This window comes from Mycobacterium sp. P7213 (assembly GCF_900604305.1).
Lineage (GTDB): Bacteria > Actinomycetota > Actinomycetes > Mycobacteriales > Mycobacteriaceae > Mycobacterium.
This window is the reverse complement of record NZ_UWOA01000013.1, coordinates 14,638-27,990: the sequence shown is the minus strand read 5'-3', so window position 1 is coordinate 27,990 and position 13,353 is coordinate 14,638. Positions and strand designations below refer to the sequence as shown.

General features: G+C 66.8%; 20 protein-coding genes. 17 read left to right on the top strand and 3 right to left on the bottom strand.

Annotated features, from left to right (window positions below; translation table 11 throughout):
- From rplP to rpsQ, 3 genes are read left to right on the top strand one after another with little or no spacing between them, the layout of a single operon-like run.
- Nucleotides 1–417 carry a 50S ribosomal protein L16 gene (gene rplP / locus EJK91_RS06715; protein ID WP_024440409.1) on the top strand — a complete coding sequence of 139 codons (417 nt, stop codon included), beginning with the start codon at nucleotides 1–3 and terminating at the stop codon, nucleotides 415–417.
- Nucleotides 417–659 carry a 50S ribosomal protein L29 gene (gene rpmC / locus EJK91_RS06710; RefSeq protein ID WP_024440408.1) on the top strand — a complete coding sequence of 81 codons (243 nt, stop codon included), beginning with the start codon at nucleotides 417–419 and terminating at the stop codon, nucleotides 657–659. Before rplP ends, rpmC begins: the two co-directional genes overlap by 1 nt.
- A complete protein-coding gene (rpsQ, locus tag EJK91_RS06705) occupies nucleotides 659–976 on the top strand; it encodes a 30S ribosomal protein S17 (RefSeq protein WP_024440407.1) in 318 nt (105 codons plus the stop codon). The genes rpmC and rpsQ overlap by 1 nt, the downstream gene beginning before the upstream one ends.
- A gap of 82 nt (nucleotides 977–1,058) precedes the next feature.
- Here the strand turns inward: rpsQ and EJK91_RS22315 are convergent, their stop codons facing one another.
- Together EJK91_RS22315 and EJK91_RS22310 are read right to left on the bottom strand one after the other, a co-directional pair.
- On the bottom strand, nucleotides 1,059–1,397 hold the full coding sequence (locus tag EJK91_RS22315) for a hypothetical protein (RefSeq protein ID WP_024440406.1): 339 nt from the start codon (nucleotides 1,395–1,397) through the stop codon (nucleotides 1,059–1,061).
- A 47-nt stretch (nucleotides 1,398–1,444) separates the two neighbouring features.
- Entirely contained in the window at nucleotides 1,445–1,702 is a 258-nt protein-coding gene (locus EJK91_RS22310; protein WP_241178637.1) for a hypothetical protein, read from the bottom strand.
- A gap of 242 nt (nucleotides 1,703–1,944) precedes the next feature.
- On the opposite strand from EJK91_RS22310, the gene EJK91_RS06695 reads away from it, so the two are divergent.
- From EJK91_RS06695 to EJK91_RS06630, 14 genes are all read left to right on the top strand, one after another.
- Entirely contained in the window at nucleotides 1,945–4,293 is a 2,349-nt protein-coding gene (locus EJK91_RS06695) for an arylsulfatase (protein WP_125078534.1), read from the top strand.
- Between the two features lie 4 nt (nucleotides 4,294–4,297).
- Nucleotides 4,298–5,167, top strand: coding sequence for a formylglycine-generating enzyme family protein (locus tag EJK91_RS06690; RefSeq protein ID WP_024440403.1), 870 nt, complete (start codon nucleotides 4,298–4,300; stop codon nucleotides 5,165–5,167).
- A gap of 286 nt (nucleotides 5,168–5,453) precedes the next feature.
- Nucleotides 5,454–5,822 (top strand): 50S ribosomal protein L14, encoded by a 369-nt coding sequence (rplN, locus tag EJK91_RS06685; protein WP_024440402.1) that lies wholly within the window; start codon nucleotides 5,454–5,456, stop codon nucleotides 5,820–5,822.
- On the top strand, nucleotides 5,823–6,140 hold the full coding sequence (gene rplX, locus EJK91_RS06680; RefSeq protein WP_024440401.1) for a 50S ribosomal protein L24: 318 nt from the start codon (nucleotides 5,823–5,825) through the stop codon (nucleotides 6,138–6,140).
- A 2-nt stretch (nucleotides 6,141–6,142) separates the two neighbouring features.
- Nucleotides 6,143–6,706, top strand: coding sequence for a 50S ribosomal protein L5 (gene rplE, locus EJK91_RS06675; RefSeq protein WP_024440400.1), 564 nt, complete (start codon nucleotides 6,143–6,145; stop codon nucleotides 6,704–6,706).
- A gap of 2 nt (nucleotides 6,707–6,708) precedes the next feature.
- Entirely contained in the window at nucleotides 6,709–6,894 is a 186-nt protein-coding gene (locus tag EJK91_RS06670) for a type Z 30S ribosomal protein S14 (protein ID WP_024440399.1), read from the top strand.
- A gap of 19 nt (nucleotides 6,895–6,913) precedes the next feature.
- Complete coding sequence (gene rpsH / locus EJK91_RS06665) at nucleotides 6,914–7,312, top strand: 30S ribosomal protein S8 (RefSeq protein WP_013830245.1); 399 nt, start codon at nucleotides 6,914–6,916, stop codon at nucleotides 7,310–7,312.
- Nucleotides 7,313–7,325: 13 nt separating this feature from the next.
- Nucleotides 7,326–7,865 carry a 50S ribosomal protein L6 gene (gene rplF, locus EJK91_RS06660; protein ID WP_024440398.1) on the top strand — a complete coding sequence of 180 codons (540 nt, stop codon included), beginning with the start codon at nucleotides 7,326–7,328 and terminating at the stop codon, nucleotides 7,863–7,865.
- Between the two features lie 2 nt (nucleotides 7,866–7,867).
- Nucleotides 7,868–8,275, top strand: a complete 408-nt coding sequence (rplR, locus tag EJK91_RS06655) for a 50S ribosomal protein L18 (protein ID WP_024440397.1) — start codon at nucleotides 7,868–7,870, stop codon at nucleotides 8,273–8,275.
- 34 nt (nucleotides 8,276–8,309) lie between these two features.
- Nucleotides 8,310–9,005 carry a 30S ribosomal protein S5 gene (gene rpsE, locus EJK91_RS06650; RefSeq protein WP_105295603.1) on the top strand — a complete coding sequence of 232 codons (696 nt, stop codon included), beginning with the start codon at nucleotides 8,310–8,312 and terminating at the stop codon, nucleotides 9,003–9,005.
- Nucleotides 9,006–9,007: 2 nt separating this feature from the next.
- Nucleotides 9,008–9,190, top strand: a complete 183-nt coding sequence (rpmD, locus tag EJK91_RS06645; protein ID WP_019738973.1) for a 50S ribosomal protein L30 — start codon at nucleotides 9,008–9,010, stop codon at nucleotides 9,188–9,190.
- Complete coding sequence (rplO, locus tag EJK91_RS06640; protein ID WP_024440395.1) at nucleotides 9,187–9,627, top strand: 50S ribosomal protein L15; 441 nt, start codon at nucleotides 9,187–9,189, stop codon at nucleotides 9,625–9,627. Before rpmD ends, rplO begins: the two co-directional genes overlap by 4 nt.
- Before the next feature lie 133 nt (nucleotides 9,628–9,760).
- A complete protein-coding gene (gene sppA, locus EJK91_RS06635) occupies nucleotides 9,761–11,530 on the top strand; it encodes a signal peptide peptidase SppA (protein ID WP_024440394.1) in 1,770 nt (589 codons plus the stop codon).
- Between the two features lie 87 nt (nucleotides 11,531–11,617).
- Nucleotides 11,618–11,923 (top strand): DUF732 domain-containing protein, encoded by a 306-nt coding sequence (locus EJK91_RS06630; protein ID WP_052739997.1) that lies wholly within the window; start codon nucleotides 11,618–11,620, stop codon nucleotides 11,921–11,923.
- A gap of 22 nt (nucleotides 11,924–11,945) precedes the next feature.
- Here EJK91_RS06630 and EJK91_RS06625 read toward each other — a convergent pair whose 3' ends face one another.
- Nucleotides 11,946–13,178, bottom strand: coding sequence for a serine hydrolase domain-containing protein (locus EJK91_RS06625; protein ID WP_125078533.1), 1,233 nt, complete (start codon nucleotides 13,176–13,178; stop codon nucleotides 11,946–11,948).
- Nucleotides 13,179–13,353: the final 175 nt, after the last annotated feature.

Genomic DNA, 13,353 nt, shown 5'->3' with positions numbered 1-13,353 from the left:
ATGTTGATTCCCCGTAAGGTCAAGCACCGCAAGCAGCACCACCCCAAGCAGCGCGGTATCGCCAGCGGCGGCACCGCGGTGACGTTCGGTGAGTACGGCATCCAGGCACTGGAGCACGCCTACGTCACCAACCGGCAGATCGAGTCGGCTCGTATCGCCATCAACCGGCACATCAAGCGTGGCGGCAAGGTGTGGATCAACATCTTCCCGGACCGTCCGCTGACCAAGAAGCCCGCCGAGACCCGCATGGGTTCCGGTAAGGGCTCGCCGGAATGGTGGGTAGCCAACGTCAAGCCGGGCCGGGTGCTGTTCGAGCTGAGCTACCCGAATGAGGCCATTGCCCGCGCCGCACTGACCCGGGCGATCCACAAGCTGCCGATCAAGGCGCGCATCGTGACCCGAGAGGAGCAGTTCTGATGGCAGTGGGAGTTACCGCTGGCGAACTGCGCGAGCTGAACGGCGACGAACTCGTCGAGCAGCTGCGCGAGTCCAAAGAGGAGCTGTTCAACCTGCGTTTCCAGATGGCGACCGGGCAGCTCACCAACAACCGTCGGCTCCGCACGGTGCGCCACCAGATCGCGCGCATCTACACGGTGTTGCGCGAACGGGAACTGGGCCTGGCGTCCGGTCCCGCTGGTTCTGAAGGCGAGGCATCGTAATGGCACAGGCTGCAAAGGCTAACGCCGCGGAGAAGGGTCCCAAGCACACTGCGCGCACCGAGACCCCGCGGGGCCGCCGCAAGACCCAGATCGGCTACGTGGTCAGCGACAAGATGGAAAAGACCATCGTCGTCGAGCTCGAGGACCGCGTGAAGCACCCGCTGTACGGCAAGATCATCCGGACCACCAAGAAGGTCAAGGCGCACGACGAGAACAACACGGCCGGCATCGGCGACCGTGTGTCGCTGATGGAGACCCGTCCGTTGTCGGCGTCGAAGCGCTGGCGCCTGGTCGAGATCCTGGAAAAGGCCAAGTAATTCGGCGCCGTCGTAACGACGCCGTAGTAACGACCGAGCCCCGCGACCTGCGTCGCGGGGCTTCGTCGTGCCTGGGGTCAGGTCACGCCGGTACTGTGACGCGCGCCAACGGTTGCGGCGCGGTGGCACCGAGCGGAACCTGCACCGAATCCTGGCCGTTGAGCACTCGCGCCGGCACCGCCAGGGTGCGTTGTTTCGGCGTCGGCAGGCTGGTACTCAACGCCGTCAATTGGCGGCCATTGAGACGGTTCAATCCGGCCGACGCGTTCCTGCGCAATCTGCTCGCGCTGTGATAGCGCACCAGCACCGCGATCCGGGTGCGGCCCTGGTGTCGCGTCAGGCGCACCGTGACCGCGGTCGTGTCGGTCTCCGGCAGCCACAGCTTCTCCAGATTCTGTGTGCAGATGTCGCGCGGCGACATCCAGAACGTGGCCGCGAACCGCTTGGGCCCCTTGCGCTCTTTCTGCTTCAGCCGGCGTCGGCGTCGGCGGATCCATCGAATAGCCGAGCCAGCGCGATTGCCGTCAGCGGCACCCTGCGGTGGGTGATCAGTGCTGCCGTGGTGAGCACGGCCGCCAGGCCCACCGCCGGCCACCAGGCGCGTTCGGCAGGCCCGAGCTGCACCGGCCAATGACCGGCAACCCACAAGATGGCGATGTCGATCAGAAACACCGTGGTCACCCGCAGCCAGGACGGATTGAGCCCCAATGAATGCTGCGCCCTCATCGATGTGTCCGTCTCATGGTTCCCGCCAGAACTGCATGAAAATGCGGTGACCGGGCGACCCGCTGCGGGCGCGAGCCAAACATCCAAGATCCACCGCTTCCGAGGAGCCCGCCCGATCACCGCCGGGCCGGGGACAACCGAACATCGAGGACGCGCGAGCGGCCCCGGCCTTCAAACGCTGCCGCACCGTCACCGGGCCGGTAGTGTCTCATCCGTTCCGGGGGTCGACGACGGAGTGAGCAATGGTGGAATTCACGGGCAAGGTCAGTCTCGATATCCGGGATTCGGAGCCGGACTGGGGGCCGTTCGCGGCGCCGACGGCTCCCGAAGGCGCGCCCAACGTGTTGTATCTGGTCTGGGACGACACCGGCATCGCCACCTGGGACTGCTTCGGCGGCCTGGTGGAGATGCCCACCATGAGTCGGATCGCCGAGCGTGGCGTTCGACTGTCGCAGTTCCACACCACCGCCCTGTGCTCTCCGACCAGGGCTTCGCTGCTGACCGGGCGTAACGCCACCAGTGTCGGCATGGCCACCATCGAAGAGTTCACCGACGGCTTTCCCAACTGCAGCGGGCGCATTCCGTTCGAAACCGCCCTGCTCAGCGAGGTTCTCGCCGAACAGGGCTGGAACACCTTCTGTGTCGGCAAGTGGCACCTGACCCCGCTGGAAGAGTCCAACCTGGCCGCCACCCGCCGGCACTGGCCCACCCAGCGGGGCTTCGAGCGGTTCTACGGCTTCATGGGCGGCGAGACCAACCAGTGGTACCCGGACCTGGTGTATGACAACCACCCGGTCGCGCCGCCGGCCACACCCGAGGACGGCTACCACCTGTCCAAGGACATCGCCGACAAGACAATCGAATTCATCCGCGATGCGCAGACCATCGCACCCGGCAAGCCCTGGTTCGGCTACGTCTGCCCGGGTGCCGGCCATGCCCCGCACCATGTGTTCGCCGAGTGGGCCGACCGCTACGCCGGACGCTTCGACATGGGCTACGAAGCGTACCGAGAGGTCGTGCTGGCCAACCAGAAGAAGCTGGGGCTGGTACCGCAGGACACCGAGCTGTCCGAGGTCAACCCCTACGCCGGCGTCACCAGTGCCGACGGCCAGCCCTGGCCGCTGCTGGACACGGTCCGCCCGTGGGACAGCCTCGATGACTCCGAGAAACGGCTGTTCGCCCGGATGGCCGAGGTGTTCGCGGGTTTCCAGACCTACACCGATGCCCAGATCGGGCGGATCCTGGACTACCTGGAGGAGTCCGGTCAACTCGACAACACCATCGTCGTGGTGATCTCCGACAACGGCGCCAGCGGTGAGGGCGGTCCGAACGGCTCGCCCAACGAGAACAAGTTCTTCAACGGCTACATCGACACGGTCGAAGAGGCGATGAAGCTCTTCGACCAGCTGGGCAGTCCGGAGACCTACAACCACTACCCGGTCGGTTGGGCGATGGCGTTCAACACGCCCTACAAGCTCTACAAGCGCTATGCCTCCCATGAGGGTGGCATCGCCGACCCGGCGATCGTCAGCTGGCCCAACGGTATCGCCGCGCGCGGCGAGGTGCGCGACACCTACGTCAATGTGTGCGACGTGACCCCGACGGTCTATGACCTGCTCGGTATCACGCCGCCGGAGACCGTGCGCGGCGTCGCCCAGCAACCGCTGGAAGGCGTGAGTTTCAAAGCGGCGCTGCTTGATCCGGGTGCGGACACCGGCAAGCACACCCAGTTCTACACGATGTTGGGCACCCGCGGAATCTGGCACCGTGGCTGGTTCGCCAACACGGTGCATGCGGCGACCCCGTCGGGCTGGAGCCACTTCGATGACGACCGGTGGGAGCTCTACCACCTCGCGGAGGATCGCAGTCAGTGCCACGACCTGGCCGCAGAGCATCCGGAGAAACTCGAAGAGCTGCAGGCGCTGTGGTTCGCCGAGGCCGAGAAGTACAACGGTTTGCCGTTGGCGGACTTGAACATCTTCGAGATGACCACCCGCCAGCGGCCCTATCTGTCCGGCGACCGTAACGGCTACACCTACTACCCGAACACCGCCGAGGTGCCGTTGGGGGCGTGCGTGGAGCTGCGTGGCCGGTCATTCTCGGTATTGGCGCGTGTCACGGTCGATTCCGCTGCTGCGGAGGGACTGCTGTTCAAGCAGGGCGCCCGGCACGGCGGTCACGCACTGTTCGTCCAGGACGGCAAACTGCACTACGTCTACAACTTCCTCGGCGAGCGCGAACAGTGGTTGTCATCGCCCGGTCCGATTCCGTCGGGTCAGCGCATTTTCGGAATCCGGTTCGAGCGCACCGGAACGGTCGAAGGCAGCCACACGCCGGTCGGAGAGGCCTCGTTGTACATCGACGATGAGGTGGTCGCCACCCTGCCCGACATGGTCGCCCAGCCGGGCGCGTTCGCGTTGGCCGGTGGTGGAGTCAGCGTCGGACGTAACACCGGCCAGGCGGTGTCTTCGGCGTACCGTGCACCGTTCCCCTTCACCGGCGGGACCATCGCCGACGTCGCCGTGGATGTCAGCGGCGAGCCGTACCTGGATGTGAAAAGGACTGTTGCGGCAGCATTTTCGCGAGACTGATGTGATGCTGACGGACCTCGTCGAGATCCCGGCCGGGGTGTTCCGGATGGGCTCGACGAGTTTCTACCCCGAAGAGGCGCCCATCCACACCGTGGCGGTGCAGTCGTTCGCGCTGGAACGTCATCCGGTGACCAACACGCAGTACGACGCATTCGTCGCCGCAACCGGCTATGTGACGCTGGCCGAGCAGGAACTCGATGCCGCACGGTACGGCGACACCGAACCGGGCGCACTGGTGTTTCACCGCAGTGACGGACCGGTCGACCTGCGCGACTGGCGGCAGTGGTGGCGCTGGATCCCCGGCGCCAGCTGGCGGCATCCGTTCGGACCGGACAGCTCCGTCGAGGACAAGCCGGACCACCCGGTGGTCCAGGTGGCCTATCCCGACGCGGCGGCGTACGCCCGGTGGGCGGGGCGGCGATTGCCGACCGAAGCCGAGTGGGAGTACGCCGCCCGGGCCGGGAGCACGAGCACTTATGCGTGGGGGCAGCAGGAGAAGCCGAGCGGTGCGTTGATGGCCAACACCTGGCAGGGCGACTTTCCCTACCGCAACGACGGCGCCCTGGGCTGGGCCGGGACCTCGCCGGTGGGCACGTTTCCGCCCAACGATTGGGGACTGGTCGACATGATCGGCAACGTCTGGGAGTGGACGGCCACCGAGTTCTCGGCCCACCACCGGCTCGACACCCCGCCGAAGGCCTGCTGCGCGCCGGCCGGCCCCGCCCACCCGGATATCAGTCAGACCCTCAAGGGCGGATCGCATCTGTGCGCGCCGGAGTACTGCCACCGCTACCGGCCCGCGGCCCGGTCCCCGCAGTCGCAGGACACCGCCACCAGCCATATCGGGTTTCGGTGCGCGGCCGATCTGCGCTAGCCGCCACCTGCCCCGGGGTCGTTGGGATGCTGGAGCAGAGGGCTGGCCTGGACCAGAACGGCGGCCGTCGTCCCCAGGAGGCGCTGGCGCCCTGCGTCCCGCTTGGCCAGCAATTTGGTGTTGAGAGATCCGTCGCCTAAGCTCAAGGGGTTGCCGTCAGCAGACCTCGGCCAGCGCAAGTTGGCCCTGCGTGCACTTCGGCAATGAAGAAGACCATGCACGACCGGGGAGAATCCGGCATGCCGCTTGGCGTGCCGCGCGTCGACTCGATTATTTAGGAGATCTGGTGATTCAGCAGGAATCGCGGTTGAAGGTCGCCGACAACACCGGCGCCAAGGAGATCTTGTGCATCCGGGTGCTCGGCGGCTCGTCGCGGCGATACGCAGGCATCGGTGATGTCATCGTCGCAACCGTCAAAGACGCCATCCCGGGCGGCAACGTCAAACGGGGTGATGTCGTCAAGGCCGTCGTGGTGCGCACCGTCAAGGAGCGTCGCCGCGCCGACGGCAGCTACATCAAGTTCGACGAGAACGCGGCCGTGATCATCAAGGCCGACAACGACCCGCGCGGAACCCGCATCTTCGGGCCGGTCGGTCGCGAACTGCGCGAGAAGAAGTTCATGAAGATCGTCTCGCTGGCACCGGAGGTGTTGTAGATGAAGGTCCATAAGGGCGACACCGTCCTGGTCATCGCCGGCAAGGACAAGGGTGCCAAGGGCAAGGTCCTGCAGGCTTTCCCCACCCGCAACCGCGTGCTGGTCCAGGGCGTCAACCGGATCAAGAAGCACGTCGCGAACTCGGCCAACCAGGCCGGCGCCTCATCGGGCGGGATCGTCACCCAAGAGGCCCCGATCCACGTCTCCAACGTGATGGTCGTCGACTCCGACGGACAGCCCACCCGGATCGGTTACCGCGTGGACGCCGAGTCCGGCAAGAAGGTTCGCGTCTCCAAGCGCAACGGCAAGGACATCTAGAGATGACGACTGCAGAGAAGATTCAGCCGCGGCTGAAGGTGAAGTACCGCGAAGAGATTCGTGACTCGCTCCAGCAGCAGTTCAACTACGCCAACGTGATGCAGATCCCGGGCGTGGTGAAGGTCGTGGTGAACATGGGTGTCGGCGAAGCCGCCCGGGACGCCAAGCTGATCAACAACGCGGTCACCGACCTGGCCGCGATCACCGGCCAGAAGCCGGAGATCCGTAAGGCCCGCCTGTCCATCGCACAGTTCAAGCTGCGCGAGGGCATGCCGATCGGTGCTCGGGTCACCCTGCGCGGTGACCGGATGTGGGAGTTCCTGGACCGGCTCACCTCGATCGCTCTGCCGCGTATCCGCGACTTCCGCGGACTGTCGGCCAAGCAGTTCGACGGTTCCGGCAACTACACCTTCGGGCTGGCCGAGCAGTCGATGTTCCACGAGATCGACGTGGACTCCATCGACCGTCCGCGGGGGATGAACATCACCGTCGTCACTTCGGCGACCAACGACGACGAAGGACGAGCGCTACTGCGGGCGCTCGGCTTTCCGTTCAAGGAGAACTGACCATGGCTAAGAAGGCGTTGGTTATCAAGGCGGCCCGCAAGCCCAAGTTTGCGGTGCGCGCCTACACCCGCTGCAACAAGTGCGGCCGCCCACGCGCGGTGCTCCGGAAGTTCGGCCTGTGCCGAATCTGCCTGCGCGAAATGGCGCACGCCGGCGAGCTGCCCGGTGTGCAGAAGAGCAGCTGGTGAGGGTGGAGGAGCAGCCTAAATGACTATGACGGATCCGATCGCGGACTTCCTGACCCGTCTGCGTAACGCCAACTCGGCGTACCACGACGAGGTGACCCTGCCGCACTCGAAGATCAAGGCGAACATCGCCGAGATCCTCAAGCGTGAGGGTTACATCACCGACTACCACGTCGAAGACGCCCGGGTGGGCAAGGCGCTGGTGGTCAACCTCAAGTACGGCCCGAACCGGGAGCGCAGCCTCGCCGGTCTGCGCCGGGTGTCCAAGCCGGGCCTGCGGGTCTACGCAAAGTCGACCAACCTGCCACGGGTGCTCGGCGGCCTGGGCGTGGCGATCATCTCCACGTCCTCGGGTCTGCTCACCGACCGTCAGGCGGCCAGGCAGGGCGTGGGCGGCGAAGTCCTCGCGTACGTGTGGTGAGGGAGTAGCAGACATGTCGCGTATTGGTAAGCAGCCGGTCCCGGTTCCTGCCGGGGTCGACGTGACCATCGATGGTCAGAACGTTTCGGTCAAGGGGCCCAAGGGCACCCTGGAGCTCGCGGTGGCGGAGCCCATCAACGTTGCTCGCAACGATGACGGCGCCCTCGTGGTGACCCGGCCGGACGACGACCGGCGCAACCGGTCGTTGCACGGCCTGAGCCGCACCCTGTTGGCCAACCTGGTCACCGGTGTGTCGGAGGGCTACGTCCGCAAGATGGAGATCTTCGGCGTCGGCTACCGCGTCGCGCTCAAGGGCAGCGACCTGGAGTTCGCGTTGGGCTACAGCCACCCGGTGCTGATCAAGGCTCCGGAGGGCATCACCTTCGCGGTGGAGACGCCCACCAAGTTCTCGGTCTCGGGCATCGACAAGCAGAAGGTCGGCCAGATCTCGGCGAACATCCGCCGTCTGCGTCGTCCCGACCCCTACAAGGGCAAGGGCGTGCGCTACGAGGGTGAGCAGGTTCGCCGCAAGGTCGGAAAGACAGGTAAGTAGTCATGGCGCAATCACAAACAGGCACCCCGGACCGCAAACCCGTCGGGCAGAACATCTCCGAGGTTCGGCGTGCGCACCGGATTCGTCGGCACGCGCGGCTGCGCAAGAAGGTGTCCGGCACCGCCGAGCGTCCGCGCTTGGTCGTGCACCGCTCCTCGCGGCACATCCACGTCCAGCTGGTCGACGACCTTGCTGGTCACACGGTGGCCGCGGCGTCCTCGATCGAGGCCGACGTGCGGGGTGTGGACGGCGACAAGAAGGCCCACAGTGTGCGGGTCGGCCAGCTGATCGCTGAGCGTGCCAAGGCCGCCGGCGTCGAGAACGTGGTGTTCGACCGCGGTGGCTACACCTACGGTGGGCGCATTGCGGCGCTGGCCGACGCGGCGCGCGAGGGCGGATTGAACTTCTGATGACTGACGTGAAGATGACTGGAAGGACCGCATGATGGCGGAGCAGCCGACAGGGGCCTCCTCGGCAGGTCCCGACACGGGCAGTGCCCCCCGCAGCGACGGGCGCGACAACCGTGACAACCGCGGTGGACGTGGTGGCCGCGATGGCGGCCGTGGCGGCCGCGACAACCGGGACGGCGACAAGAGCAACTACCTGGAGCGCGTCGTCGCGATCAACCGGGTGTCCAAGGTGGTCAAGGGTGGCCGCCGGTTCAGCTTCACCGCTTTGGTGATCGTCGGCGACGGCCACGGCTTGGTCGGCGTCGGCTACGGCAAGGCCAAGGAAGTGCCTGCCGCGATCGCCAAGGGTGTGGAGGAAGCCCGCAAGGGCTTCTTCCGGGTGCCGCTGATCGGTGGAACCATCACCCACCCCGTCCAGGGTGAAGCGGCCGCCGGCGTGGTGTTCCTGCGCCCGGCCAGCCCGGGTACCGGTGTGATCGCCGGCGGCGCGGTGCGTGCCGTGCTGGAATGCGCGGGCGTGCACGACATCCTGTCCAAGTCGCTGGGCAGCGACAACGCGATCAACGTGGTGCACGCCACCGTTGCCGCGCTGAAGATGCTGCAGCGTCCCGAAGAGGTGGCGGCCCGTCGTGGCCTGCCCATCGAAGATGTTGCGCCGGCCGCGATGCTCAAGGCACGTCGCGAGAGCGAAGCTCTGGCTGCCGCCGCGGCGCGGGAAGGCACGGCGTAATCATGGCTAACCTGAAGATCACCCAGGTCCGCGGCACCATCGGTGCGCGCTGGAAGCAGCGCGAGAGCCTGCGCACCCTGGGCTTGCGCAAGATCCGCCAGTCGGTGGTGCGTGAGGACAACCCGCAGACTCGTGGGCTGATCCGGGTTGTTCACCACCTCGTGCAAGTGGAGGAAGCAGAATGACCATCAAGTTGCACGACCTGCGCCCAGCGCCCGGGTCGAACACCAAGAAGACCCGCGTCGGCCGCGGTGAGGGTTCCAAGGGCAAGACCGCGGGTCGCGGCACCAAGGGCACCAAGGCACGGAAGAACGTGCCGGTCCGGTTCGAGGGTGGGCAGATGCCGATCCACATGCGGCTGCCCAAGCTGAAGGGCTTCCGTAACCGGTTCCGCACCGAGTACGAGGTCGTCAATGTCGGTGACATCAACCGGTTGTTCCCGGAGGGTGGCACCATCGGTCTCGACGAGCTGGTCGCCAAGGGCGCAGTCCGGAAGAATACCCTGGTCAAGGTGCTCGGCGACGGCAAGTTGACAGTCAAGGCCGACGTCACCGCGCACAAGTTCAGCGGCAGTGCCCGAGACAAGATCACCGCAGCCGGGGGCACCGCCACCGAGCTGTAGATCGCCGCGGCGCGACGAAGCTACAGAATCGCACTCCACCGGCCCGGTGGGGTGCGATTCTGCGTTCGACGGCGAGTTCCTGCGCGCACCGGGTGAGCCGAATCTGTCCGGCCGCGCCGGTAGGCTCAAAATCATGTTCTCCTTGCTGACCGGCGTCCCCGGCCTGGACGACCTGCGCGGCGTCGCCCGTCGCATCGACACCGCCCGGCACCACGGCGTGCCCGATGGCGTCATCCTCGAACTCGACCTGCAGGAGCTGCCCCACGAGACCGGTGCCTTCGACCCGCTGGCCCTGATCCGATCCGGTGGCCGGCCACCGGTGCTGCGTGATGTGGTGGCCGCCATCCACCGGGCTGCCGAGGACCCGCGCGTCGCGGGATTGATCGCCCGCGTGCAGCTGTCGGCGGCGGCCGCCGGACCGGTGCAGGAGCTGCGGGCGGCGATCGCCGAGTTCGCGGCCGTGAAGCCATCGCTGGCGTGGGCCGAAACCTACCCGGGCACGCTGTCGTACTACCTGGCTTCGGCGTTCGGCGAGGTCTGGATGCAGCCGTCGGGGACGGTCGGGCTGATCGGCTTCGCCACCAATGCGACCTTCCTGCGCAGCGCGCTGGGTAAGGCCGGCATCGAGGCGCAGTTCGTCGCCCGCGGCGAGTACAAGTCGGCGGCCAATCTGTTCACCCAGGACTCCTACACCGACGCGCACCGCGAGGCCGACACCGCGTTGGTGGAGAGCCTGCACGCCCAGGTGCGCGCGGCCGTCGCCGAATCCCGGAAACTGGACGCCGGCGCGGTCGATGCCCTCGCCGACAAGGCGCCGCTGCTGCGTGACGACGCGGTGGCCTCGGGCCTGATCGACCGGATCGGATTCCGCGACGAGGCCTACAACCGGATCGCGGTATTGGCCGGTGCGCAGGACACCACCGGTGCCGACGACGACGCACCACCGCGGCTGTATCTGGGGCGCTATGCCCACGCCACGGCCGGCGGTTCGGGGCCCACCCTGCCTGGGCGTAAGCCCAAGCCGGCGATCGCGGTAGTGACGGTCTCCGGGGCGATCGTCAGTGGCTCGGGCGGGCCGCAGTTGTCGCCGCTGGGCAACCGCAATGTCGGTGGCGACACGATCGCCGCGGCGCTGCGTGAGGCCGCGGCCGGTGACGAGGTCGCCGCGATCGTGCTGCGGGTGGACAGCCCGGGCGGCTCGGTCACCGGGTCCGAGACCATCTGGCGCGCGGTGCAGCAGGCCCGCGCGGCGGGCAAGCCGGTAGTGGCCTCGATGGGCGCGGTCGCGGCCTCCGGCGGGTACTACATCTCCGCGGGCACCGACGCCATCGTGGCCAATCCCGGCACCATCACCGGATCCATCGGGGTGGTGACCGGCAAGCTGGTCGCCCGTCAGCTCAAAGACCGCCTTGGAGTGGGAACCGACACGGTACGTACCGGCGCCAACGCCGATGCCTGGTCGATTAACGCCCCGTTCACCGCCGAGCAGCAAGGACAGGTCGAGACCGAAGCCGACCTGTTCTACAACGATTTCGTGGCTCGGGTGGCGCAAGGGCGCAACCTGTCCACCGATGCGGTGGACGCGGTGGCACGCGGACGGGTATGGACCGGTGCCGACGCGGCCGAACGTGGGCTGGTCGACGAACTGGGCGGGCTGCGCACGGCGGTACGCCGCGCCAAGGTGCTGGCCGGGCTCGACGCGGACGCGCAGGTCCGCACCGTGTCCTATCCCGGCTCGTCGTTGTGGGAGTTCGTCCGGCCGCGCCAATCGTCGCAGCCGGCGGCAGCGCTGTCCGATGCCGTCGCCGGTCTGCTGGTGCGGTCGCTGACCGGGATGGTCGACCAGGTCGAACGCTCGGTCAACGGCGCGCAGGTGCTGTGGCTGGGGGAGTCGCGCTGGTGAAAGGCGTAACGCAGAAGCAACAATTCTCTTCGCCGCAGTAAAAGCTCGGAAACACGTCTTTAACCGACGCCGCCCATGCTTAGAGCCATGAAACGGTTACTGCTGCTGGCAGGCTTGAGCGCGATGGTCGTCTTGGCCGCCCCCGCCAACGCCGCGCCGTCGGGCGTCGATGGGCAGTTTCTGGCCACCCTCTCCGGTGCCGGGCTGAGCCACCGCGCCGGCGACCAGGCAACCGTGTCGGCCGGCCGTGCGGTGTGCCAGCTGATGGACGCCGGACTGTCCCCGATGGACACCGTTGTCGCGGTGCAGGCCACCAACCCGGGCTTCACCATCCAGACGGCTGGACAGTTCGCCGCGATCTCGACGGCGCACTACTGCCCCCAATACATGTAGTTCGGTCTGCACGCCGTCGTCGTTAGGACTGCAGCCGGCAGCTCAACACGTCGCGGAACAATGCCTGGCGCAACGCGAGTTCGCGCGGATCGCTGTAGAGGTGAAATCCCAGGCGATTCATCACATACGAGTAGCCGATACCGGTGTCGGGATCGGCGAATCCGAAAGAGCCACCGAAACCCGGTGTGCCATAAGCCCTGTCCGACGACCCAAAGGCGGAACCAAACGCCGGCTTGGACAGGCCCAGCGAGAACACCACCTCGACGCCCAACACTTTGTCGCGTTCCCCGCGAGCCGGTGGTGCCGGCTTCGCGGTGAGTTCGTCGTGCACACCGGGACTCAGCGGTAGTGCTGGATCCGCGGTGGCCGCTGCGCCGTAGAGCCGCGCGATCGCCGAAGCGGAACCGATCCCGTTAGCGGACGGGATCTCCACGGCGCGCACCTCGTCGCGGTTGTAGTCGCCGTCCCAGGGTTTGACGTCGCGTGGCATGGAGCTGGCTCGTCCCAGCAGCCCGAACGGATTGAACGACGCGGCCACCAGGGCCGCCGGCATCACATTGAGGTGCAGTAGGGACTCGGCGCGCTTCCACTGGTGCAGCACCGCCACTTGATCGCGGGTTACCGAAGTCGGCAGGCCGATATGCAGGTTCAGCCCGAGCGGCCGGGCGATCTCGTCGGCGAAGAACCGGCCCAGGGTGCGACCCGCCGGGTCGGTGCGACGGATCAGCTCAGATTCATACCAGCCCAACGTGATCGCGTGATAGCCGTGCCGGGTGCCGGGCGCCCACAGGGGTTTCTGGGCGGCCAGCATGGGCGCCAGTCGTGCCGGGGCGGCGACGTCGGCCAGCGTGGGGGCGGGCTTCAGCGAGCTCAGTCCGGCCTGATGGCCCAGCAGCTGGCGGATCGTGACGTCACCCTTGCCGGCCTGGGCGAACTCGGGCCAATGGGTTACCACCTTGTCGTCGTAGCCGAAGAGTCCCCGCGAGACCGCCAGTGCCACGGTCAGGGCCGCCACGCCCTTGGTGGTGGAGAAGACGTTGACCATGGTGTTCTGCTGCCATGGTTGGCGGGTAACCCCGTCGCGGTAGCCGCCCCACAGGTCAACGACCTTGACGCCGTCGCGGTACACCGCGACCGCGGCGCCCACCTCACGGCCTGCTGCGAAGTTGGTCCGGAATGCATCGGCGACCTTGCCGTAGCCCACCTCGACGTCGCCGTCGATCAGATCCTGGGGAACCTTGACCTTGAGCACCATGGGGTGGTTATACCGCTGCCGGTCACCCGGCTATCGCCGAATGGCGATTTCCCATCCGCAACTGGTCCAGACGGTTGTCCTGCCGAGGCCTGCGATCGTGCGATAGGGCCGTTAGTCCTTTTTCAGGGCCGTTGCTATTTCAATATGGGGGCTGACCCGTAAGCAATATTACCTA

Coding starts and splice junctions, on each gene's coding strand:
- rplP (WP_024440409.1), top strand. CDS start 1: ATGTTGATTCCCCGTAAGGTCAAGCACCGCAAGCAGCACCACCCCAAG.
- rpmC (WP_024440408.1), top strand. CDS start 417: ATGGCAGTGGGAGTTACCGCTGGCGAACTGCGCGAGCTGAACGGCGAC.
- rpsQ (WP_024440407.1), top strand. CDS start 659: ATGGCACAGGCTGCAAAGGCTAACGCCGCGGAGAAGGGTCCCAAGCAC.
- EJK91_RS22315 (WP_024440406.1), bottom strand. CDS start 1,397: ATGTCGCCGCGCGACATCTGCACACAGAATCTGGAGAAGCTGTGGCTG.
- EJK91_RS22310 (WP_241178637.1), bottom strand. CDS start 1,702: ATGAGGGCGCAGCATTCATTGGGGCTCAATCCGTCCTGGCTGCGGGTG.
- EJK91_RS06695 (WP_125078534.1), top strand. CDS start 1,945: ATGGTGGAATTCACGGGCAAGGTCAGTCTCGATATCCGGGATTCGGAG.
- EJK91_RS06690 (WP_024440403.1), top strand. CDS start 4,298: ATGCTGACGGACCTCGTCGAGATCCCGGCCGGGGTGTTCCGGATGGGC.
- rplX (WP_024440401.1), top strand. CDS start 5,823: ATGAAGGTCCATAAGGGCGACACCGTCCTGGTCATCGCCGGCAAGGAC.
- rplE (WP_024440400.1), top strand. CDS start 6,143: ATGACGACTGCAGAGAAGATTCAGCCGCGGCTGAAGGTGAAGTACCGC.
- EJK91_RS06670 (WP_024440399.1), top strand. CDS start 6,709: ATGGCTAAGAAGGCGTTGGTTATCAAGGCGGCCCGCAAGCCCAAGTTT.
- rpsH (WP_013830245.1), top strand. CDS start 6,914: ATGACTATGACGGATCCGATCGCGGACTTCCTGACCCGTCTGCGTAAC.
- rplF (WP_024440398.1), top strand. CDS start 7,326: ATGTCGCGTATTGGTAAGCAGCCGGTCCCGGTTCCTGCCGGGGTCGAC.
- rplR (WP_024440397.1), top strand. CDS start 7,868: ATGGCGCAATCACAAACAGGCACCCCGGACCGCAAACCCGTCGGGCAG.
- rpsE (WP_105295603.1), top strand. CDS start 8,310: ATGGCGGAGCAGCCGACAGGGGCCTCCTCGGCAGGTCCCGACACGGGC.
- rpmD (WP_019738973.1), top strand. CDS start 9,008: ATGGCTAACCTGAAGATCACCCAGGTCCGCGGCACCATCGGTGCGCGC.
- rplO (WP_024440395.1), top strand. CDS start 9,187: ATGACCATCAAGTTGCACGACCTGCGCCCAGCGCCCGGGTCGAACACC.
- sppA (WP_024440394.1), top strand. CDS start 9,761: ATGTTCTCCTTGCTGACCGGCGTCCCCGGCCTGGACGACCTGCGCGGC.
- EJK91_RS06630 (WP_052739997.1), top strand. CDS start 11,618: ATGAAACGGTTACTGCTGCTGGCAGGCTTGAGCGCGATGGTCGTCTTG.
- EJK91_RS06625 (WP_125078533.1), bottom strand. CDS start 13,178: ATGGTGCTCAAGGTCAAGGTTCCCCAGGATCTGATCGACGGCGACGTC.